The 20,623-nt window shown below is 63.3% G+C and carries 22 protein-coding genes; all 22 read right to left on the bottom strand.

Annotation, left to right across the window (positions count from 1 at the left end):
- Nucleotide 1: 1 nt before the first annotated feature.
- Nucleotides 2–742 (bottom strand): flagellar motor protein, encoded by a 741-nt coding sequence (locus CKW37_RS17580; RefSeq protein WP_095156983.1) that lies wholly within the window; start codon nucleotides 740–742, stop codon nucleotides 2–4.
- Nucleotides 742–1,860 (bottom strand): chemotaxis response regulator protein-glutamate methylesterase, encoded by a 1,119-nt coding sequence (locus tag CKW37_RS17575; protein WP_095156982.1) that lies wholly within the window; start codon nucleotides 1,858–1,860, stop codon nucleotides 742–744. The genes CKW37_RS17580 and CKW37_RS17575 overlap by 1 nt, the downstream gene beginning before the upstream one ends.
- A gap of 45 nt (nucleotides 1,861–1,905) precedes the next feature.
- Nucleotides 1,906–4,122, bottom strand: coding sequence for a chemotaxis protein CheA (locus tag CKW37_RS17570; protein ID WP_095156981.1), 2,217 nt, complete (start codon nucleotides 4,120–4,122; stop codon nucleotides 1,906–1,908).
- Nucleotides 4,123–4,134: 12 nt separating this feature from the next.
- On the bottom strand, nucleotides 4,135–4,923 hold the full coding sequence (locus CKW37_RS17565) for a protein phosphatase CheZ (protein ID WP_095156980.1): 789 nt from the start codon (nucleotides 4,921–4,923) through the stop codon (nucleotides 4,135–4,137).
- Between the two features lie 18 nt (nucleotides 4,924–4,941).
- Nucleotides 4,942–5,316 (bottom strand): chemotaxis response regulator CheY, encoded by a 375-nt coding sequence (locus CKW37_RS17560; RefSeq protein ID WP_177431531.1) that lies wholly within the window; start codon nucleotides 5,314–5,316, stop codon nucleotides 4,942–4,944.
- 105 nt (nucleotides 5,317–5,421) lie between these two features.
- Nucleotides 5,422–6,162 carry an RNA polymerase sigma factor FliA gene (gene fliA / locus CKW37_RS17555; RefSeq protein ID WP_095156978.1) on the bottom strand — a complete coding sequence of 247 codons (741 nt, stop codon included), beginning with the start codon at nucleotides 6,160–6,162 and terminating at the stop codon, nucleotides 5,422–5,424.
- Complete coding sequence (fleN, locus tag CKW37_RS17550; protein WP_095156977.1) at nucleotides 6,159–6,992, bottom strand: flagellar synthesis regulator FleN; 834 nt, start codon at nucleotides 6,990–6,992, stop codon at nucleotides 6,159–6,161. The genes fliA and fleN overlap by 4 nt, the downstream gene beginning before the upstream one ends.
- 120 nt (nucleotides 6,993–7,112) lie before the next feature.
- Nucleotides 7,113–8,426: a flagellar biosynthesis protein FlhF gene (gene flhF, locus CKW37_RS17545; protein WP_095156976.1), complete on the bottom strand. Its 1,314-nt coding sequence runs from the start codon at nucleotides 8,424–8,426 to the stop codon at nucleotides 7,113–7,115.
- 11 nt (nucleotides 8,427–8,437) lie between these two features.
- Nucleotides 8,438–10,567: a flagellar biosynthesis protein FlhA gene (flhA, locus tag CKW37_RS17540; RefSeq protein WP_095156975.1), complete on the bottom strand. Its 2,130-nt coding sequence runs from the start codon at nucleotides 10,565–10,567 to the stop codon at nucleotides 8,438–8,440.
- A gap of 140 nt (nucleotides 10,568–10,707) precedes the next feature.
- Nucleotides 10,708–11,844 carry a flagellar biosynthesis protein FlhB gene (gene flhB, locus CKW37_RS17535; RefSeq protein ID WP_095156974.1) on the bottom strand — a complete coding sequence of 379 codons (1,137 nt, stop codon included), beginning with the start codon at nucleotides 11,842–11,844 and terminating at the stop codon, nucleotides 10,708–10,710.
- A 2-nt stretch (nucleotides 11,845–11,846) separates the two neighbouring features.
- Complete coding sequence (gene fliR, locus CKW37_RS17530) at nucleotides 11,847–12,575, bottom strand: flagellar biosynthetic protein FliR (RefSeq protein ID WP_256587797.1); 729 nt, start codon at nucleotides 12,573–12,575, stop codon at nucleotides 11,847–11,849.
- Between the two features lie 55 nt (nucleotides 12,576–12,630).
- Nucleotides 12,631–12,900, bottom strand: a complete 270-nt coding sequence (gene fliQ / locus CKW37_RS17525) for a flagellar biosynthesis protein FliQ (protein ID WP_095156972.1) — start codon at nucleotides 12,898–12,900, stop codon at nucleotides 12,631–12,633.
- A 24-nt stretch (nucleotides 12,901–12,924) separates the two neighbouring features.
- Nucleotides 12,925–13,677: a flagellar type III secretion system pore protein FliP gene (gene fliP / locus CKW37_RS17520; RefSeq protein ID WP_095156971.1), complete on the bottom strand. Its 753-nt coding sequence runs from the start codon at nucleotides 13,675–13,677 to the stop codon at nucleotides 12,925–12,927.
- Nucleotides 13,677–14,138 (bottom strand): flagellar biosynthetic protein FliO, encoded by a 462-nt coding sequence (fliO, locus tag CKW37_RS17515; RefSeq protein WP_095156970.1) that lies wholly within the window; start codon nucleotides 14,136–14,138, stop codon nucleotides 13,677–13,679. The genes fliP and fliO overlap by 1 nt, the downstream gene beginning before the upstream one ends.
- A complete protein-coding gene (gene fliN, locus CKW37_RS17510; RefSeq protein WP_095156969.1) occupies nucleotides 14,139–14,600 on the bottom strand; it encodes a flagellar motor switch protein FliN in 462 nt (153 codons plus the stop codon).
- A gap of 45 nt (nucleotides 14,601–14,645) precedes the next feature.
- On the bottom strand, nucleotides 14,646–15,614 hold the full coding sequence (gene fliM, locus CKW37_RS17505) for a flagellar motor switch protein FliM (RefSeq protein WP_095156968.1): 969 nt from the start codon (nucleotides 15,612–15,614) through the stop codon (nucleotides 14,646–14,648).
- A gap of 9 nt (nucleotides 15,615–15,623) precedes the next feature.
- A complete protein-coding gene (fliL, locus tag CKW37_RS17500; RefSeq protein WP_095156967.1) occupies nucleotides 15,624–16,130 on the bottom strand; it encodes a flagellar basal body-associated protein FliL in 507 nt (168 codons plus the stop codon).
- 150 nt (nucleotides 16,131–16,280) lie between these two features.
- Entirely contained in the window at nucleotides 16,281–17,585 is a 1,305-nt protein-coding gene (locus CKW37_RS17495; protein WP_095156966.1) for a flagellar hook-length control protein FliK, read from the bottom strand.
- A gap of 95 nt (nucleotides 17,586–17,680) precedes the next feature.
- Nucleotides 17,681–18,028, bottom strand: a complete 348-nt coding sequence (locus tag CKW37_RS17490) for an Hpt domain-containing protein (protein WP_095156965.1) — start codon at nucleotides 18,026–18,028, stop codon at nucleotides 17,681–17,683.
- A gap of 25 nt (nucleotides 18,029–18,053) precedes the next feature.
- Nucleotides 18,054–19,757 (bottom strand): fused response regulator/phosphatase, encoded by a 1,704-nt coding sequence (locus tag CKW37_RS17485; protein WP_095156964.1) that lies wholly within the window; start codon nucleotides 19,755–19,757, stop codon nucleotides 18,054–18,056.
- Nucleotides 19,758–19,765: 8 nt separating this feature from the next.
- Nucleotides 19,766–20,071: an STAS domain-containing protein gene (locus CKW37_RS17480; RefSeq protein ID WP_095156963.1), complete on the bottom strand. Its 306-nt coding sequence runs from the start codon at nucleotides 20,069–20,071 to the stop codon at nucleotides 19,766–19,768.
- A gap of 95 nt (nucleotides 20,072–20,166) precedes the next feature.
- Nucleotides 20,167–20,619: a flagellar export protein FliJ gene (gene fliJ, locus CKW37_RS17475; protein WP_095156962.1), complete on the bottom strand. Its 453-nt coding sequence runs from the start codon at nucleotides 20,617–20,619 to the stop codon at nucleotides 20,167–20,169.
- Nucleotides 20,620–20,623 lie beyond the last annotated feature (4 nt).

The following is a 20,623-nucleotide window of genomic DNA, read 5'->3' as shown; positions in this document are numbered from 1 at the left end:
GTTACTCCATGAAGCCCTGAAGCTTCAGTTCGATCGAGCGCGGGTTCTCGCCTTCGGCGATCGACAGCAGGCCCTCAAGGAGCATCTCCCGATAGCGCGATTGCCGCATGACTTGCGCCTTGAGCTTGTTGGCCACGGGCAGGAGGATCAGGTTGGCACTGGCCACGCCATAGATGGTGGCGACGAACGCCACGGCGATGCCGTTACCCAGTTGCGACGGGTCGGCCAGGTTGCCCATGACGTGAATCAGGCCCATGACCGCACCGATGATGCCGATGGTCGGCGCGTAGCCGCCCATGCTTTCAAACACTTTGGCGGCCTGGATGTCGCGGCTTTCCTGGGTGAGGAAATCCACTTCGAGAATGCTGCGGATGGCTTCCGGCTCGGCGCCATCCACCAGCAGTTGCAGGCCCTTGCGCGCATACGGATCGGGTTCGGCATCGGCCACGCCTTCCAGGCCGAGCAAGCCTTCCTTGCGTGCGGTGAGGCTCCAGTTGACGACCCGGTCGATACCGCCGGCCAGATCGACCCGTGGCGGGAACAGGATCCAGCCGAAAATCTGCAGCGCACGCTTGAACGAACTCAGCGGCGACTGCAGCAGCGCCGCCGCCAGGGTGCCACCGAGCACGATCAGTGCTGCCGGGCCGTTGAGCAGCGCGCCGACATGACCACCTTCGAGCAGGTTGCCGCCAACGATTGCGACGAAGGCGAGGATGATACCGAGAAGGCTGAGAACATCCATCAGACGCACGCCTCAACCAGATGACGACCGATGTCGTCGAGACCGTAGACCGCGTCAGCCAGGTTGGCTTTGACGATCGCCATCGGCATGCCGTAGATCACGCAGCTCGCTTCATCCTGAGCCCAGACCTGGCTGCCGCCCTGCTTGAGCAGACGCGCGCCTTCGCGGCCGTCGGCGCCCATGCCGGTCAACACCACCGCCAGCACCTTGTCACCGTAGGACTTGGCCGCCGAACCGAAGGTGATATCCACGCACGGCTTGTAGTTCAGACGCTCGTCGCCCGGAAGGATTTTCACCATGCCGCGACCGTCGACCATCATCTGCTTGCCGCCGGGCGCCAACAGGGCCAGACCCGGACGCAGCATGTCGCCGTCCTCGGCTTCCTTGACGTTGATCTTGCACAGCTTGTCCAGGCGCTCGGCGAACGCCTTGGTAAAGGCCGCCGGCATGTGCTGGATCAGCACGATCGGCGCCGGGAAATTGGCTGGCAGTTGGGTCAGCACCCGCTGCAGCGCGACCGGACCACCGGTGGAGGTACCGATAGCCAGCAGTTTGTAGGCCTTGCGCTTGGGCGCGGGCGAATTGCTTGCCGCCGGCGCCAGGGTCGGCTGACGGGTCGGCAGCGGCGCACTGGCGCGGGCGGCGCCGAGGGACGACACCGGGCTGGAAGAAGTGGTGGTCACCGCCGGCAGCGTGCTGGCGTAGCTGCTGAAACGACGGTTGCTGCGGGAGATGGTGTGAACCTTCTCGCACAGCATCTGCTTGACCTTGTCCGGGTTGCGCGAGATGTCTTCGAAGTTCTTCGGCAGGTAATCGACGGCGCCGGCATCCAGCGCATCGAGGGTTACCCGGGCACCTTCGTGGGTCAGCGAGGAGAACATCAGCACCGGGGTCGGGCAGCGCTGCATGATGTGGCGAACTGCGGTGATGCCATCCATGGTGGGCATCTCGTAGTCCATGGTGATGACATCGGGTTTGAGCGACAGTGCCTGGTCGATCGCTTCCTTGCCATTGGTGGCGGTGCCGACGACCTGGATGGTCGGGTCCGCCGAGAGAATTTCCGAGACACGGCGGCGGAAGAAACCGGAATCATCCACCACCAGGACCTTGACTGCCATAAACACTCCATTAGGTAGCGCGACCGCGAGGCCGCGCCACCGGGATCAAATTCGCCGTGCGGCGTAACGCTTGAGCATGCTCGGGACGTCGAGGATCAGCGCAATGCGCCCGTCACCGGTAATGGTCGCGCCCGACATGCCCGGGGTGCCCTGGAGCATCTTGCCCAGCGGCTTGATGACCACTTCTTCCTGGCCAACCAGTTGATCGACGACGAAGCCGATCCGCTGAGTGCCCACCGAAAGGATCACCACATGGCCTTCATGCTGCTCTTCATGAGCGGCAGAACTGACCAGCCAGCGTTTGAGGTAGAACAATGGCAACGCTTTGTCGCGGACGATCACCACTTCCTGACCGTCGACCACGTTGGTGCGCGACAGGTCGAGGTGGAAGATCTCGTTGACGTTGACCAGCGGGAAGGCGAAGGCCTGGTTGCCCAGCATCACCATCAGGGTCGGCATGATCGCCAGGGTCAGCGGCACCTTGATGACGATCTTCGAACCCTGGCCCTTGGCCGAGTAGATGCTGATCGAGCCGTTGAGCTGGGCAATCTTGGTCTTCACCACGTCCATGCCGACGCCGCGGCCGGACACGTCGGAAATCTCGGTCTTGGTCGAGAAGCCCGGGGCGAAGATCAGGTTGTAGCAGTCCGACTCGCTCAGGCGGTCGGCCGCGTCCTTGTCCATCAGGCCCTTTTCCACGGCCTTGGCGCGCAGCACGCCAGGGTCCATGCCCTTGCCGTCGTCGGAGATCGAGAGAAGGATGTGGTCACCTTCCTGCTCGGCCGACAGCACCACCTTGCCACCGCGGGACTTGCCCGAGGCTTCGCGCTCTTCCGGCGTTTCGACACCATGGTCGACGGCGTTGCGCACCAAGTGGACCAGCGGGTCGGCCAGGGCCTCGACAAGGTTCTTGTCGAGGTCGGTTTCTTCGCCGACCAGCTCCAGGGTGATGTCTTTCTTCAGCTGCCGCGCAAGGTCGCGAACCAGGCGCGGGAAGCGCCCGAAGACCTTCTTGATCGGCTGCATGCGGGTCTTCATGACCGCGGTCTGCAGGTCGGCGGTGACCACGTCGAGGTTCGACACGGCCTTGGACATGGCCTCGTCGCCGCTGTTCAGGCCCAGGCGGACCAGGCGGTTACGCACCAGCACCAGTTCGCCCACCATGTTCATGATTTCGTCCAGCCGCGCGGTATCGACCCGCACGGTGGTTTCCGTCTCGTTGGCCGGATGCTTGTCAGCGGCAGCAGGGGCAGCAGCCGGAGCGGCCTGACGTGCCGGCGCAGGCGCGGCAGGTTTGGCGGCAGCGGCAGGCGCGGCGGCGGCAGGTTTGGCTGCCGGCTTGGCGGCGACTGCAACGGCCGGCGCGGCGGCGCTCACGCTGTCAGGCACGAACTTGCCTTTGCCGTGCAACTCATCGAGCAGTGCTTCGAATTCGTGCTCGGTGATGTGGTCGCCCGAGCCACCGGCAGCCACGGCGGGCTCGCTGGCTTCTGGCGCGGCGGCCACGGCACCTGGCAATGCGTCTACGGCGAAGGAGCCCTTGCCATGGAGTTGGTCGAGCAGCGCTTCGAATTCGGCATCGGTGATTTCGTCGCTGGCGGCACCCGCCACTTCGGCGACCGGCGCTGACGCGGCGGCGCTTGGCAGGCTGTCGGCAGCGAACTGGCCTTTACCGTGCAACTGGTCGAGCAGGGATTCGAACTCGGCGTCGGTGATTTCGTCGCTGGCAGCAGCCGCTTCGGCCTCTTCCTTGACCGCACCCAGCGAATCGAGCAGTTGCTCGAACTCACTGTCGGTGATGTCACCGGAAACGGCGGCCACTTCAGGCGCCGCTTCGGCCACAGGCTCAGCCTCTGCCGGAGCAGCGGCACCGCCCGGCTCGGCCAGACGCGCCAGGGCGCCCAGCAGCTCAGGCGTGGCCGGGGTGACGTCGGTACGCTCGCGAACCTGACCGAACATGCTGTTGACGGTATCCAGTGCCTCCAGGACCACGTCCATCAGTTCGGAATCGACCCGACGCTCTCCCTTGCGCAGGATGTCGAATACGTTTTCGGCGATGTGGCAGCACTCCACCAGCTCATGGAGCTGGAGGAAGCCGGCGCCCCCTTTTACAGTGTGAAAACCGCGAAAGATCGCATTGAGCAGGTCGGAATCATCCGGGCGGCTTTCCAGCTCGACCAGTTGCTCGGACAGTTGCTCAAGAATTTCGCCGGCCTCTACCAGGAAATCCTGAAGGATTTCTTCATCGGCGCCGAAGCTCATCAAACGTGCTCCCTAAAAACCCAGGCTGGACAGCAGATCATCGACATCGTCCTGGCCGGACACGACATCTTCACGTTTATCGGCATGAATTTGCGGTCCTTCACCCCGGGTCGGATGTTTATCTTGGTCTTGCTCGGCACGAAGCTGCTGGTGGTCATGTTCGATACCGGCGAAGCGGTCGACCTGACTGGCCATCAGTACGAGCTTGAGCAGATTGCTTTCGACTTCGGTGACCAACGAGGTCACCCGCTTGATCACCTGGCCGGTCAGATCCTGATAGTCCTGTGCCAGGAGAATATCGTTGAGGTACCCGGTTACGGTGTGGGTACCCTCGGCGCTGCGCGCCAGAAACCTGTCGACACGCTGGACCAGCTCACGAAACTCCGGCGCCGCAACTTCGCGGCGCATGAAGCGCTGCCAGTCGTCGTGCAGTTCACGGGCTTCGTTGGTGAGATCGTGGAGCACGGGCGTACCCTGCTCGACCAGGTCCATCGTGCGGTTCGCCGCCGCCTCGGTCAGCTTGACCACATAGGACAAGCGCTCGGTGGCGTCGGTGATTTGCGAAACTTCCTCGGCCTGCGGCATGTGCGGATCGATCTGGAAACTGACGATCGCACTGTGCAGCTCTCGCGTGAGCTTGCCGACTTCCTGATACAGGCCGCGGTCACGGGTCTGGTTCAGCTGATGGATCAGTTGCACCGCGTCGCCGAAATTGCCTCGTTCGAGGCTTTTCACCAGCTCCTGGGCGTGTTTCTTCAGCGTCGACTCAAAGTCGTCCAAAGATGAATGTTTATGCTCCATAGCGCCCCCGTGCGTACATCAGCTATTGACGCGCTCGAAGATCTTCTCGATTTTTTCTTTCAGCACCTGGGCAGTGAAAGGCTTGACCACATAGCCGTTAACGCCGGCCTGGGCAGCTTCGATGATCTGTTCGCGCTTGGCTTCGGCGGTCACCATCAGCACAGGCAAGTGTTTCAGACGCTCGTCCGCGCGGACTTTGCGCAGCAGGTCAATACCGGACATGCCAGGCATGTTCCAGTCGGTCACCAGGAAGTCGAAGTTGTTGCTTTCGAGCATGGGCAGCGCGGTGTTGCCGTCGTCGGCCTCATGCGTGTTGGTGAAGCCCAGGTCACGCAACAGGTTCTTGATGATCCGCCGCATCGTCGAAAAATCGTCAACGATGAGGATTTTCATTTCTTTGTTCAATTAGACCTCCAAGCAGTCTTTAACGCGCTCAGCGCTGAACGCGCGTTCAATCAATTCCGGCACCACGGTATTACGACTGCATCGAAGCTGTGCTCAACGCGCCCGCCATTCCCCCAGCCGGCTGCGCAGACGCGCCGCACACTGGCTATGCAACTGGCTGACGCGCGACTCGCTGACCCCCAGGACCTCACCGATTTCCTTGAGGTTCAGCTCTTCGTCGTAGTACAGCGCCAACACCAGGCGTTCACGTTCAGGCAGGTTGGCGATGGCATCGGCCAAGGCTGCCTGAAAGCGCTCGTCTTCCAGATCGCGCGAAGGCTCGAGCTGGGCACTGGCACCGTCCTCGTGCAGGCCTTCATGTTCGCCGTCCTGCAACAGGTCGTCGAAACTGAACAGGCGGCTGCCCAAGGTATCGTTCAAAATCCCGTAGTAATCATCGAGACTCAATTGAAGTTCGGCAGCAACCTCGTGATCTTTAGCGTCACGACCGGTTTTTGCCTCAATTGCGCGAATCGCGTCGCTTACCATGCGGGTATTGCGGTGTACCGAACGCGGCGCCCAGTCACCCTTGCGTACTTCATCGAGCATGGCGCCGCGGATGCGGATGCCAGCGTAGGTCTCGAAACTGGCGCCCTTGCTCGAATCGTATTTGTTGGAGACTTCGAGCAGGCCGATCATCCCGGCCTGGATCAGGTCTTCCACCTGCACGCTGGCCGGCAACCGCGCCAGCAGGTGGTAGGCGATACGCTTGACCAACGGCGCATAACGCTCGATCAGTTCGTACTGGGCGTCACGCGAGGCCTTGCTGTACATCCGATAACCGCTCGCGCTCATAGCACAGGACCCGCGCTGGTAGGCTGCACCAGACGCTCGACAAAGAACTCCAGGTGCCCGCGCGGGTTGGCTGGCAGCGGCCAGCTATCGACCTTCTGGGCGATCGCCTTGAACGCCAGCGCGCACTTGGAACGCGGAAAGGCTTCATAGACCGCTCGCTGCTTCTGCACAGCCTTGCGCACACACTCGTCGTAGGGCACGGCCCCGACGTATTGTAGGGCCACATCCAGGAAGCGATCCGTGACCTTGGTCAACTTGGCGAACAGATTGCGACCTTCCTGCGGGCTCTGCGCCATGTTCGCCAGAACGCGGAAACGGTTCATGCCGTAATCACGGTTGAGCAGCTTGATCAGGGCGTAGGCGTCGGTGATCGACGTCGGCTCGTCGCAGACCACCAGGAGTACTTCCTGGGCGGCGCGGACAAAGCTGACCACCGACTCGCCAATCCCCGCAGCGGTGTCGATCACCAGCACGTCGAGGTTGTCGCCGATCTCGCTGAATGCCTGGATCAGGCCGGCGTGCTGGGCAGGCCCCAGGTGCACCATGCTCTGGGTACCGGAAGCGGCCGGCACGATGCGCACGCCGCCAGGCCCCTGCAGGAGCACATCGCGCAGCTCGCAGCGGCCTTCGATGACATCAGCCAGGGTGCGTTTGGGGGTGAGCCCGAGCAGTACGTCGACATTGGCCAGGCCAAGGTCGGCGTCCAACAGCATGACGCGACGGCCGAGTTCGGCCAGCGCCAGCGACAGATTCACTGACACGTTGGTCTTGCCGACGCCACCTTTGCCGCCGGTCACGGCGATCACCTGTACGGGATGCATGCTACCCATATTTGTTCTTTACCTTGTCTTGCTTAGACCGAGGCCACATGACTGGCTGCCCCTGGAACAACTGAAAAATGCCCGGCAGACCCTGTGATGTAGGTACTTTGCAACTGAAACATATCCACCTCAGCCGACGCGTTTGCCGTCACTGTGGTACAGGTCGGCGAACATATCGGCCATGGCCTCCTCGCTCGGCTCGTCCTGCATCTGCACACTGACCGCGCGGCTCACCAACTGGTGACGGCGCGGCAGGTGCAGGTCGTCAGGAATGCGCGGGCCATCGGTGAGATAGGCCACTGGCAATTCGTGACTGATGGCCAGGCTCAGGACTTCGCCCAAGCTGGCGGTTTCATCGAGTTTGGTCAGGATGCAACCGGCCAGGCCGCAGCGTTTGTAGCTGTGGTAGGCGGCGGTCAGCACCTGCTTCTGGCTGGTCGTTGCCAGCACCAGATAGTTCCGGGCGTGGATACCGCGCCCGGCCAGTGTTTCAAGCTGCATGCGCAGGGCCGGATCGCTGGCCTGCAGGCCGGCGGTATCGATCAGCACCACGCGCTTGCGCAGCAACGGTTCCAGCGCCTGGGCCAGGGACTGGCCAGGATCGACGTGGGTTACCGAAACGTTGAGGATGCGCCCGAGCGTCTTGAGCTGCTCCTGGGCACCAATACGGAAACTGTCCATGCTGACCAGCGCCAGGTTCTGCGCGCCGTACTTGAGCACGTAACGCGCAGCCAGCTTGGCCAGGGTGGTGGTCTTGCCCATGCCGGCCGGGCCGACCATGGCAATCACCCCGCCCTCTTCGATCGGCTCGACTTCCGGCACATGGATCATGCGCGCCAGGTGAGCGAGCAGCATCCGCCAGCCGTGGCGCGGGTCTTCGATATCGACGGTCAGGTTGAGCAGGTCGCGCGACAGCGGGCCGGACAGGCCGATCCGCTGCAGACGGCGCCAGAGGTTGGCCTGGTGCGGCTTGCTGCCTTGCAGTTGGGTCCAGGCCAGCGAGCCGAGCTGGACTTCCAGCAGTTCGCGCAGGCCGGACAGTTCGGAACGCATCGTGTCGAACAGGCGCTGATCGATCGGCGCGGCGACCGGTGCGACAGGCGCCGGTGGCAGCTCTGCGGCGCGGGACTCGACCAGCGGCTCGGAGGCGGTCAGCGGCAGGCCGGCGAACAACTGGCGGTTGCCCGTGTCGCTTTCGTTGCGGGTGGTCAGCTCGGCCTGGGCGGTAGCGATGCGCGATTGGGTCTTGCGCAGTTCGTCTTCCAGCTCGACGTTCGGCACCCGCGGCGACAGGGCAGACAGCTTGTAGTCCAGCGCAGCCGTCAGCTCGACACCGCCAGCAATCCGTCGGTTGCCGATGATGGCGGCATCAGCCCCCAGCTCATCACGAACCAGCTTCATGGCTTGACGCATATCGGCGGCGAAAAAACGCTTAACTTGCATAACCCACTACCTCAGCCGTTGGGGCCTACTGTGGCAACGATGGTGACTTGCTTGTTGTCAGGTATTTCCTGATACGCCAAAACATGCAAATTCGGTACAGCCAGGCGACCGAAGCGCGACAGCATGGCCCGGATCGGTCCCGCAACCAGCAGGATGGCCGGCTGCCCCTGCATCTCCTGACGCTGGGCTGCCTCGATCAACGAACGCTGAAGCTTTTCAGCCATGCTTGGCTCAAGAAGAACACCGTCTTCCTGACCTTGCCCGGCCCTTTGCAGACTATTGAGCAAAATCTGTTCCAACCTTGGTTCAAGGGTGATCACAGGAAGCTCGGACTCAGTCCCGACAATGCTTTGCACGATAGCGCGACACAATCCGACGCGGACTGCGGCGACCAATGCGGCGGTATCTTGACTCTTGCTGGCGTTGTTCGCGATTGCCTCGGCGATCGTACGGATATCCCTGACAGGAACCTGTTCCGAGAGCAGCGCCTGCAGCACCTTGAGCAGCCCCGACAACGGCAGCACGCCGGGCACGATTTCCTCGGCCAGTTTCGGCGAGCCCTTGGCCAGCACCTGCAACAGTTGCTGGACCTCTTCGTGGCCGATCAGCTCATGGCAATGCTTGTAGAGAATCTGGTTGAGGTGGGTGGCGACCACCGTGCTGGCGTCCACCACGGTGTAGCCCAGCGACTGCGCCTGGCCGCGCTGACTGACGTCGATCCACACCGCCTCCAGGCCGAACGCCGGGTCGCGCGCGGCGATACCGTTGAGGGTGCCGAACACCTGCCCCGGGTTGATCGCCATTTCCCGCTCCGGGTAAATCTCCGCCTCGGCCAGAATCACCCCCATCAGGGTAAGGCGGTAGGTGCTCGGCGCCAGGTCGAGGTTGTCGCGGATGTGCACGGTGGGCATGAGGAAGCCCAGGTCCTGGGACAGCTTCTTGCGCACGCCCTTGATCCGCGCCAGCAATTGCCCGCCCTGGTTGCGGTCCACCAGCGGAATCAGCCGGTAACCCACTTCCAGGCCGATCATGTCGATCGGGGTCACGTCGTCCCAGCCCAGCTCCTTGGTGTCGGCGGCGCGCTGTGGCGACGGCAGCAGGTCTTGCTGACGCTGGACTTCCTGGGCGGCCTTGACCTTGACCTGGTTCTGCTTCTTCCACACCAGGTAGGCGCCACCACCGGCCATGACGCCGAGGCTGAGGAAGGCCACGTGCGGCATGCCCGGCACCAGGCCCATGACGATCATGATCGCGGCGGACACCGCCAGCGCCTTCGGCGAATCGAACATCTGCCGGTTGATCTGCTTGCCCATGTCTTCCGAACCGGAAGCACGGGTCACCATGATTGCCGCGGCGGTGGACAGCAGCAGCGATGGCAATTGCGCCACCAAACCGTCACCGATGGTCAGCAGGGCGTAGACCCTGCCGGCGTCACCGAAGGTCATGCCGTGCTGGACCATACCGATGGCCATGCCGCCGATCAGGTTGATGAACAGGATCAGCAGGCCGGCGATGGCGTCACCGCGGACGAACTTGCTCGCACCGTCCATGGAGCCGTAGAACTCGGCTTCCTGGGCCACTTCGGCGCGACGGGACTTGGCCTGGTTCTGGTCGATCAGGCCGGCGTTGAGGTCGGCGTCGATGGCCATCTGCTTGCCGGGCATCGCATCGAGGGTGAAACGCGCGCTCACCTCGGAGATACGGCCGGCACCCTTGGTCACCACGACGAAGTTGATGATCATCAGGATCGCGAAGACCACGATACCGACCACGTAGTTGCCGCCGATGACCACATCACCGAAGGCCTGGATCACCTTACCGGCGGCGGCGTGGCCGTCATGACCGTGGAGCAGCACGACCCGGGTGGACGCCACGTTCAGCGCCAGACGCAGCAACGTCGCCACCAGCAGGATGGTCGGGAACGCGGCGAAGTCCAGTGGACGCAGGGCGTACACGCAGACCAGCAGGACGACGATGGACAACGCGATGTTGAAGGTGAAGAACACGTCGAGCAGGAACGGCGGGATCGGCAACATCATCATTGCCAGCATGATCAGCAGCAGCACCGGCACCCCGAGGTTGCCCTTGCCCAGGCCGCTGAGATTGCTCCGCGCGCTGTTGATTAACTGAGTGCGATCCACCGGTTGTCCTCATCAAGCAAAACTTTTGACGCCACGGAGGCGCTTGGCGCTGCTCATTGCAAGAACCTTTCCAACTTTGCAGGGGGTGGTGTTCTGTTGGGCCTCATCGCTGCGGTTCGGCCGGGAAGGACAACAGAAAATCAGGAATCGCGCCGCAAATCCGGCGGAATCGGCAGATCCTTGAGCGGCTCCGGCGGCTTGCCCTTGCCCGCCTGGTGCTGGCGGATCTGATAGACGTAGGCCAGCACCTGGGCCACCGCCAGGTAAAGCCCGGCGGGAATCTCTTCTTCCAGCTCCGTGGAGTAGTAGATCGACCGCGCCAGCGCCGGCGATTCCAGCAACTGGATGTTGTGCTGCACCGCGATCTCGCGGATTTTCAAGGCAATGAAGTCGGTGCCCTTGGCCAGCAACAGCGGCGCCGAACCCTTGTCCGGGTCGTATTTGAGCGCCACGGCGTAGTGGGTCGGGTTGGTGATGATCACGTCGGCCTCGGGCACGGCGGCCATCATCCGGCGCTGCGACATCTCGCGCTGGACCTGACGAATACGCTGCTTGACCTCAGGCTTGCCCTCGGTGTCCTTGTATTCGTCGCGCACTTCCTGCTTGGTCATCATCAGCTTCTGCTTCGCCTGCCAAAGCTGGATCGGCACGTCCACCGCCGCGATCAGCAGCAGCCCGCAGGCCATCCACAGGGCGCTCCAGCCGACCACCTGAACGCTGTGGATAATCGCCTGGTCCAGCGGCTCATTGGCGATCGCCAGCAGGTCATCGCGGTCCGAGGACAACACCGCCAGCGCCACCAACAGGATCACGAAGAACTTGGCCAGGGCCTTGAGCAACTCGGCCAGCGAGTGCATGGAGAACATCCGCTTGATCCCCGCCATCGGGTTCATCCGGCTGAATTTGGGCGCCATGGTGCCGGCAGCGAACAGCCAGCCGCCGAGGGCGATTGGCCCGAGCAAGGCGGCCAGCAGCAGCACCAGCAGCACCGGCTGGGTCGCGAGGATCGCCAGCTTGCCCGACGCCAGCAGGAAAATGCCCATGTAGCGCTCGTCCATCAGCACTTCCCGGGACAGGCTGAAATTGCTGCGCATGATTTCCATCAGCGCCTCGGCCAGGTAACCGCCGAACGACAGCAGCCCGCCCGCCCCGGCGAGCATCACCGCCACGGTGTTCAGCTCTTTGGAACGGGCAATCTCGCCCTTCTCCCGCGAGTCGTTCTTGCGCTTCTCGGTGGGGTCTTCTGTTTTGTCCTGACCGCTTTCGCTCTCTGCCATGCTCAGCGCGCCCGTGCCAGTTCACGCAGCCATTGCAGCGCCTCGGACGCCATTGACTGGTAGTGGGAAAGGATATCGGCCAGGCCGATCCAGAAAATCGCCATGCCCAGCACCAGGGTCATGGGAAAACCGATGGAGAAGATGTTCAGTTGCGGCGCGGCGCGGGTCATTACACCGAAGGCGATGTTGATCACCAGCAGCGCGGTGATCGCCGGCAGCACCAGCAACAGCGCCGCACCCAACACCCAGCCGAGGCGACCGGCCATGTCCCAGAAGTGATTGACCACCAGGCCGCCGCCCACGGGCAGCGTGGTGAAACTTTCGGTGAGGATTTCCAGCACCACCAGGTGCCCGTTCATCGCCAGGAACAGCAAGGTCACCAGCATGGTCAGGAACTGGCTGATCACCGTAGTGTTGACGCCGTTGGCCGGGTCGACCATGGAGGCGAAGGCCAGGCCCATCTGGATCGCGACGACCTGACCGGCGATCACGAACGCCTGGAAAAGCAGTTGCAGGGCCAGGCCGAACAGCGCGCCGATGATGATCTGCTCGGCGATCAGCAGCAGCGCGCTGAGGTCGAGCGCCTGCACCGGCGGCATCGGCGGCAGGGCCGGGGCGATGACCACGGTAATGGCCACGGCGAAATACAGGCGCACCCGCGTCGGCACCAGCGTGGTGCCGAACACCGGCATGGTCATCAGCACCGCCGCCACACGGAACAGCGGCAGCATGAAGCTGGCCACCCATGTGGCGATCTGCGTGTCCGTCAGTTCGAGCACGGGCCGCTCAGCCGATCAACTGCGGGATGCTGCCGTACAACGACAGGATGTATTCCATGAACTTCTGCACCAGCCACGGCCCGGCGACGATCAGGGTGGTCAGCATCACCAGCAGGCGCGGCAGGAAGCTCAGGGTCTGTTCGTTGATCTGGGTGGCGGCCTGGAACATCGCCACCAGCAGGCCCACCACCAGACTCGGAATGACCAGCACGGCGACCATCATGGTGGTCAGCCACAGCGCATCGCGGAACAGGTCGACAGCGACTTCAGGGGTCATGTTCTTCTCCAGTGCCTGCGGGGGCTATACGCCGCCGAAGCTGCCCGCCAGGGTGCCGATGATCAGCGCCCAGCCGTCCACCAGCACGAACAGCATGAGCTTGAACGGCAGGGAAATGATCAACGGCGACAGCATCATCATGCCCATGGCCATCAGCACACTGGCCACTACCAGGTCGATGATCAGGAACGGGATGAAGATCATGAAGCCGATCTGGAACGCAGTCTTCAGCTCCGAGGTCACGAACGCCGGGACCATGATGGTCAGCGGCACCTGCTCGGGACTGGCGATATCGGTGCGCTTGGACAGGCGCATGAACAGGTCGAGGTCGCTCTGCCGGGTCTGCGCGAGCATGAAGTCCTTGAGCGGCACCTGGGCCTTTTCGATGGCTTGCGGCGCGGTCAGGGTTTCGGCCAGGTACGGCTGCAGGGCGTCCTTGTTCACCCGGTCGAACACCGGGGCCATGATGAACATGGTCAGGAACAGCGTCAGGCCGATCAGGATCTGGTTCGATGGCGTCTGTTGCAGACCCAGGGCCTGACGCAGGATCGAGAAGACGATGATGATCCGGGTGAAGCTGGTCATCAGGATGACGAACGCCGGGATGAAGCTCAGCGCCGTCATGATCAGCAGGATCTGCAGGCTGACCGAGTACTCCTGCTGGCCGTTGGCCCCGTTGGACAGGGTGATCGCCGAGATCGACAGCGGATCGGCCGCCATCGCCAGCGGCGCTGCCAGCAGCAACAGCAGCGTCAACATCATTCGCAATGGGGCCATTACGGCTTGTCCTTCTGATCCTTGCCCAACAACTCCATCAGGCGCTGGGCGAATTCTGGCGTGGTCGGGCGGGCGTTGGCCGGCGCCGCGACGGGCTCGTTCATCACATGCAGGGTGGTCAGACTGCCGGGGCTGTGGCCGATGAGCACCTGCTCATTGCCCACCTGCACCAACAGCAGGCGGTCACGCGGACCGACCTGACGACTGCCAATCACCTGGATCACCTGATTGGCGGCCGGCGCGGCGTTCTGCATGCGGCGCAACAGCCAGGCGAGGAAGAAAATCAGCCCCAGCACCAACAGCAGGCCGAGCACCAGTTGCGTCAGTTGCCCCGCCACGCTACCAGTGGCGGCTGGAACTGCCACGGTCGCAGCCGGCGTGGCGCCAACCTGCGCAGCGCTGACCAGCGGCAGCCAGAGCAGGCCGGCCGCGGCCACTCCCAAGGAGAAGAGCCGTTTCACTCAGCGCAGCTTCTTGATGCGTTCGCTCGGGCTGATCACGTCAGTCAGGCGGATGCCGAACTTCTCGTTGACCACCACCACCTCGCCATGGGCGATCAGCGTGCCGTTGACCAGCACGTCCAGCGGCTCACCGGCCAGGCGGTCGAGTTCGATCACCGAGCCCTGGTTGAGCTGCAGCAGGTTGCGGATGTTGATCTCGGTGCTGCCGACTTCCATGGAGATGTTCACCGGAATATCCAGGATCACGTCCAGGTTCGGCCCTTCCAGGCTGACCGCCTCGTTGGAACGCGGCGAACTGCCGAACTCTTCCATCGGCAGGCGGCTCGCGCCGCCAGATGCGCCGCCACCCGCCATCAGGGCGTCGATGTCGGACTGGCCATCACCGGTTTCACTCAGGGCTGCCGCCCACTCATCGGCCAGAGCCTGCTCTTCCAGGGAAGTAATATCGTTTTCGTCAGCCATCTTGTCCTCGACGGGCAATCAAATCGGTTAATGAAGGGTCGGCGCTCAGCGTCGACCGATCGGCTCGCGGATCTGCAGAGCCAGGGTACCTTTGTGCGAACCCAGCCGAGCCTTGAACGATGGCACGCCGTTGGCGCGCACGATCAGGTCTTCCGGCAGTTCCACGGGAATCACGTCGCCCGGTTGCATGTGCAGGATGTCGCGCAGTTTCAGTTGGCGGCGGGCCACGGTGGCGCTGAGCGGCACGCTGACGTCCAGCACGTCTTCGCGCAGAGCCTTGACCCAACGCTCGTCCTGGTCGTCCAGGTCGGACTGGAAGCCGGCATCGAGCATTTCCCGCACCGGCTCGATCATCGAATACGGCATGGTCACGTGCAGGTCGCCGCCGCCGCCGTCGAGTTCGATATGGAAGGTCGACACCACCACCGCCTCGCTCGGGCCGACGATGTTGGCCATGGCCGGGTTGACCTCGGAGTTTATGTACTCGAAGTTGACCGGCATGATTGCCTGCCAGGCTTCCTTCAGATCGACGAAGGCCTGTTCCAGCACCATGCGCACCACCCGCAGCTCGGTCGGGGTGAACTCGCGGCCTTCGATCTTGGCGTGACGGCCGTCACCGCCGAAGAAGTTGTCCACCAGCTTGAACACCAGCTTGGCGTCGAGGATGAACAGCGAGGTGCCGCGCAGCGGCTTGATCTTGACCAGGTTGAGGCTGGTGGGGACGTACAGCGAATGCACGTACTCGCCGAACTTCATCACCTGCACCCCGCCCACCGCCACGTCGGCGGAGCGGCGCAGCAAGTTGAACATGCTGACGCGGGTGTAACGGGCGAACCGTTCGTTGATCATTTCCAGGGTCGGCATGCGACCACGGACGATCCGGTCCTGGCTCGTCAGGTCGTAACTCTTGACGCTACCGGGTTCGGCACTGGCTTCGGTTTGCACCAGTCCATCGTCGACCCCGTGCAACAGGGCATCGATTTCATCCTGGGACAGCAGGTCCTGCACGGCCATCTTCGGCTCCTACTGCAATACGAAATTGGTGAACAGCAACTGGTCCACGACCAGCTTGCCGACTTCCTTCTGGGCCACTTCCTGAACGCTGGCGGTCGCCTTCTGGCGGAGCATCTCCTGGCCGACCGGAGTCGCCAGCGATTCGAACGCCTGACCGGAGAACAGCATGACCAGGTTGTTGCGGATCACCGGCATGTGCACTTTCAGGGCATCCAGCGCAGCCTGATCGCGCGCCTGCATGGTGATGCTCACCTGCATGTAGCGCTGACGGCCGTTCTGGTTGAAGTTGACGACGAAGGCCGGCGCCATGCTTTCGTAGATGGCCGCCTGCTTGACGTTGGCGGCCGCTGCGGCGGCGGCCGGATCGACTTCCGGCTTGCTGTCGGACTTGTGCAGGAAGAACCAGGTCGCGCCCACCGAGAGACCGATCGCCAGCATCAGGGCCAGCACCAACAACAGGATCAGCTTGAGTTTGCCTTTTGCGGCGGGGTCTTTTACTGCTTCGCTCTTCGCCATGCCAATAATCCGTCACTCACAGGAGGTTTGTTCCACTATGGCGAGTGGGCGAGCAAGTGTTATGCCAGATTCGGGACCACGCTTCGCGGCAAGATCACCCGACGATCCCGACCGCGCCAACACGGCACTGACGGGACCGTCGCGAGGCGGTCAGGCGAAGTAATCCACCGTGCTGGAACCGACCACCACCTGCGACTCCACGGCCGCGGTGGCAGCGGCAACATCGGTGTCCGCGCCGTCGGCATTGCGGCGGGCTGCCACGCCACTCATCTTCGGCGTGTCATCCTGGCGGCCGTTCTGCTGCTCGCGGGATTGATCGGCAACGTTGACGTCCGGCTGGGCCAGGCCCTGCTGGTTGAACAGCTCGCGCAGACGGTGCACTTGGCCTTCGAGGGCATCGCGCACCCCGGCGTGCCCACTGGTGAAGGTGATCTGCGCCGCCTGGTCCGACGCCAGGTTGACGCGGATGTCGAGGCGACCGAGCTCGGCAGGTTCAAGCTGGATATCCGCCGACTTGAGGCTCTGGCTGGAGAGGTACATGACCCGGTTGACCAGGCCCTCGGTCCAGCCGCCCTGGTTCATGGCCAGCGGCTGGTGCAGCGGCGCGGGCGCCACGGCATTGGCGGTCTTAGGTGTCGCGGCCTGGGTCAGGGAGGCCAGGCGGTTGGCGAAGTCGTCGATACGGGTGTCGCTGCTCGCACCCTTGAGGTCTTTAAGGCCATCGTCGATCAGCCCGGCAAAGGCTTTCTCGCCGCCTTCGGACTTCCCGCCCTCGGCCTCGCTCGGGTCAAGCATCTGCGCCAGTGTATTGACGGCTGGCTGACCAGACGCGGTCTCCGGCTGAGCGTTGGGCTTGGCGGCATGGGTAGAGGTCGTGCCTTGGGCCTGGGCATTCTGCTCCAGGGCCAGACGCAGCACCGGCAGGTCGGCCAGGGGATCGCTGTCGGGATCGAATGCGTCTTCCGCCGGCGTGGCCGGCAGTGCCGCGGCAGGCTGCTGAGCGGCAGCCTGGATCACCGGGGCCATGGTCTGAGCCTGCGCCTGCAACAACTGCGCGCCCTGCGGTGCGTCGGTGAGTTGCCCGGCCACCAGATTGGCGTCCAGCGACTGGCCATCGGCGCTCGCGGTGTCGGCGGCGTCGTCGACCTTGTCCGCGCTCTGCGCCTGGGCGTCCTTGTCGTCAGGCAAATCGTTGCCGCTATCGGCAACCTTGCCGTTGCCCTTGTCGTCAGCCTTGCCGGTGTTTGCCGCCGACTTGTCGACGCCATCGCGGTCGCGAACGGGCGCGTCAGCCTTGACGTCGACCTTGTCCCGCGAGTGCTGCGCATAGACCTTGGAGAAGTCCGGGCCCTTGTCGTTGAGGGCTTGCGAGGCCTTGTCCAGGTTGCTGGCCTGGGCGCGTGCGGTTTTGGCCGCGACACCGGTTTGCAGCAATGGGTTTGAAGCGACGGGCATGAAAAAGGTCTCCGCTACAGAAGCTCGTCATCACGAATAGCGAAGCCTACGCAAAAGTCGCGCCAGGTTAGCCAACCTGGCGCGACTTCATCGGGTCAGCCGACCAGGACACGTTCCCGTTCGGCGCGGTAGAGCTGACGGACCGCGATGAATTCGCGGTCGATGCGGTTGATCAGGTCCTCGATGCCAAACAGCGCTTGCTGCCTGACCCGCTCTTCGAGTTGCCGGCACAGTTCGGCCAGTTCGATCGCGCCCATGTTGCTGCTGCTGCCCTTGAGGCTGTGCGCAGCCTGACCCAGTTGCTCGGCGTTACGGGCCTTGTAGAGCTGGCGCAAACGCTCCTCGGAATCGGCGAGAAAGGTTTCGAGCAGGTTGAGGTAGCCACCTTCCATGACCTCCTGAAGGTCGCTCAACACCTTGCGGTCAATATGAATATCGGACACTTGTTCACTCCTTGATCAAGTTGGATTATGCCAGAGCGCCCCACGCGAACTCCACGCGTGCGCGGCGTCCGCCATCGGCCCACTCGGCCTGCCGGCCAAGGCGGCGTACCAGGTTCAGTCCCCGGCCACACAGACGCTGCTCCACTTCGGGCGGCCCGCGTACTTTACTCACATCGAAGCCGTTGCCGCTGTCCTCGACTTCAAGAATGAGACGCCCGCCTCCTTCCCACGGCTCCACCTTCAAATGAAGGCGGATATGACCGCTGTCGAGGGCCTGCAAACGCCGGTTGCGCTCCTGGTAATACGCGGCGAAGCCATCGGCGTCGCGCTTGAGCGCCGAGTCCAGCCCCAGCACGCCATGCTCGAGCGCGTTGGAATACAGCTCGGTGAGCACACTGTGCAACGCACCGCTTTGCCCGCGCAGACCATGAATCTCCTGCAGCACCTGCATAAGGTAAGGCAAGGGATTGAAACGCTTGAGGGTCTGGGCACGAAATTCGAATGACAGCGACCAATCCAGCGGGCTGGACTGGCCGCTGTCGGAATACACCACCGGCGGCGGCGCCAACTCGCCCGGGGCGACCACGGTGATTTCCAGCATGCTGACGTCATCCCGCGAGCGTCCGCGAAAGCGCTCCAGCGCTTGTAGCACGTCCTCGAACAGGTGCTCGGGCTCACGGTTGTCGGCGAACACCTGCTGCAAACGCTCGACGCCAAACAACTGGTCGCTCTCATCGCAGGTGTCCACCACACCATCGGACAGCAGGAACAAGCGGTCACCGAGCGTCAACGGCAAGACATCGGTGTGTTCGTCAAACTGCTCGGACGGCAGGATGCCCAGCGGCAAATGCCGGGACACCAGCGGCATCGCCTGGCCGCCGGCGGCAGGCAGCAAGTAGGCGTCGGGCATGCCACCGTTCCACACCTCCACCATGCGCCGCTCGAAACTCAGGTTGAGCAACAACGCGCAGCAGAACATGTCCACCGGCAGGATGCGCTTGAGCTTGGCGTTCATCTCCCGCAGGGTCTCGGCCAGGCCGTAGCCCTTGGCGGTCATGCCGTAGAACACCTCGGCCAGCGGCATCGCGCCGACCGCCGCCGGCAAACCGTGGCCGGTAAAGTCGCCGAGCAGCACGTGCATTTCGCCGGTCGGGGTGAACGCCGCCAGCAGCAGGTCGCCGTTGAACAGCGCGTAGGGCGATTGCAGGTAGCGAATATTCGGCGCGCTCAGGCAGCCGGCGTGGGCCACCTGGTCGAATACTGCCTTGGCCACCCGCTGCTCGTTGAGCAGGTGATTGTGGTGCCGGGATATCTGGTCACGCTGCTCCAGCACCGTGGCCTGCAGACGGCGCAGGCGATCCATGGCCTTGATCTTGGCGGCCAGCACTACCGGACTGTAAGGCTTGGCCAGAAAGTCGTCGCCGCCTGCCTCCAGGCAGCGCACCAACGCTTCATCCTCGGTCAGCGACGTGAGGAAGATGATCGGCACCAACTCCTCGCCGGCCAGCGCCTTGATTCGCCGGGCCGCCTCGAAACCGTCCATCACCGGCATCACCGCATCGAGCAAGACCAGTTGCGGCCGCTGCTCAACGAACAGCGCCACCGCCCGCTCGCCGTTCTCGGCGGTCAGCACCCGGTGCCCCTGCTTGCGGACGATGGTCGCCAGCAGGAGACGGTCGGTCGCACCGTCCTCGGCAATCAGGACGGTAAGCGCGGGGGAACTGCTCATGGTCGCGCTCAACTAATATCGAAGAGTTTTTCGAAATTGGAAATGGCGAGGATCTTGCGCACGTCGGAGCTGGTGTTGACGACGCTGACCCTCGGCTCATCGCCGCCAACGTGATCGCGCAGCAGCAGCAACATACCCAGCGCCGAGCTGTCCAGGTAGGTGGCGTCTTTAAGGTCCACGACCACGCTTTCAGGCTTCACCGCCTGGCGCTCGTAGGCGTCACGGAAGACTTGGTGATTGCCGAAATCGAAACGACCCTTGACCCGGATCGTCAGTTTGTTCTCGTCCTTTGAGTACACGGATTCAACGGCCATGTGGGCGTTCCTTCGATGATGGCGAGTACCGACACCCTGTAGGTTTAGCAGTCCACCGGCAGCCCGGCAACCTGGGCCGACCAACGCTTTCAGTGTCAGAAACGATCGTGTCGCGGGAGGCGCTGGGACAGCTCGTCGAGCAGTTTCTGCTCACGTTTGTCTTCGATCAGGCGGGCTTCTTCGATGTAGCGCTGGACCAGCTTGCGCAGGCCTTCGACACGCGCGTAGGCCTCCTGCCAGGTCGCGCGGGCGCTATTGAGATTGTTCTGGTGCCAGATCAGGCTCTGGTTCTGCTGGGCCACCGCGGTGTCAAGCTGGCCGAGGAAGCGCTGGAAACCCACCAGCCAGTTGCTGCTCACACCCTGCCCGCCCCGCTGCATCCACTGCTGCTGGTAATCGGAACGGAACTGGTCGAGTTCGGCGAGCTTGGCCTTGGCCATATTGACCTGCTGCTGGAATTGCCCGAGGCGCTGGGCGGCCTTGCGCTCGGCGTCCTCGGCCATTTCCACCACCGGGACCAGGCGGGCGGCGCGACTAGGCTGGGCCATACGC

It is taken from the genome of Pseudomonas sp. Irchel 3E13 (assembly GCF_900187455.1).
In the GTDB taxonomy this organism is placed as follows: Bacteria; Pseudomonadota; Gammaproteobacteria; order Pseudomonadales; family Pseudomonadaceae; genus Aquipseudomonas.
Note: the sequence above shows the minus strand (reverse complement) of the source record. Positions and strands in the feature narration are given on the sequence as shown.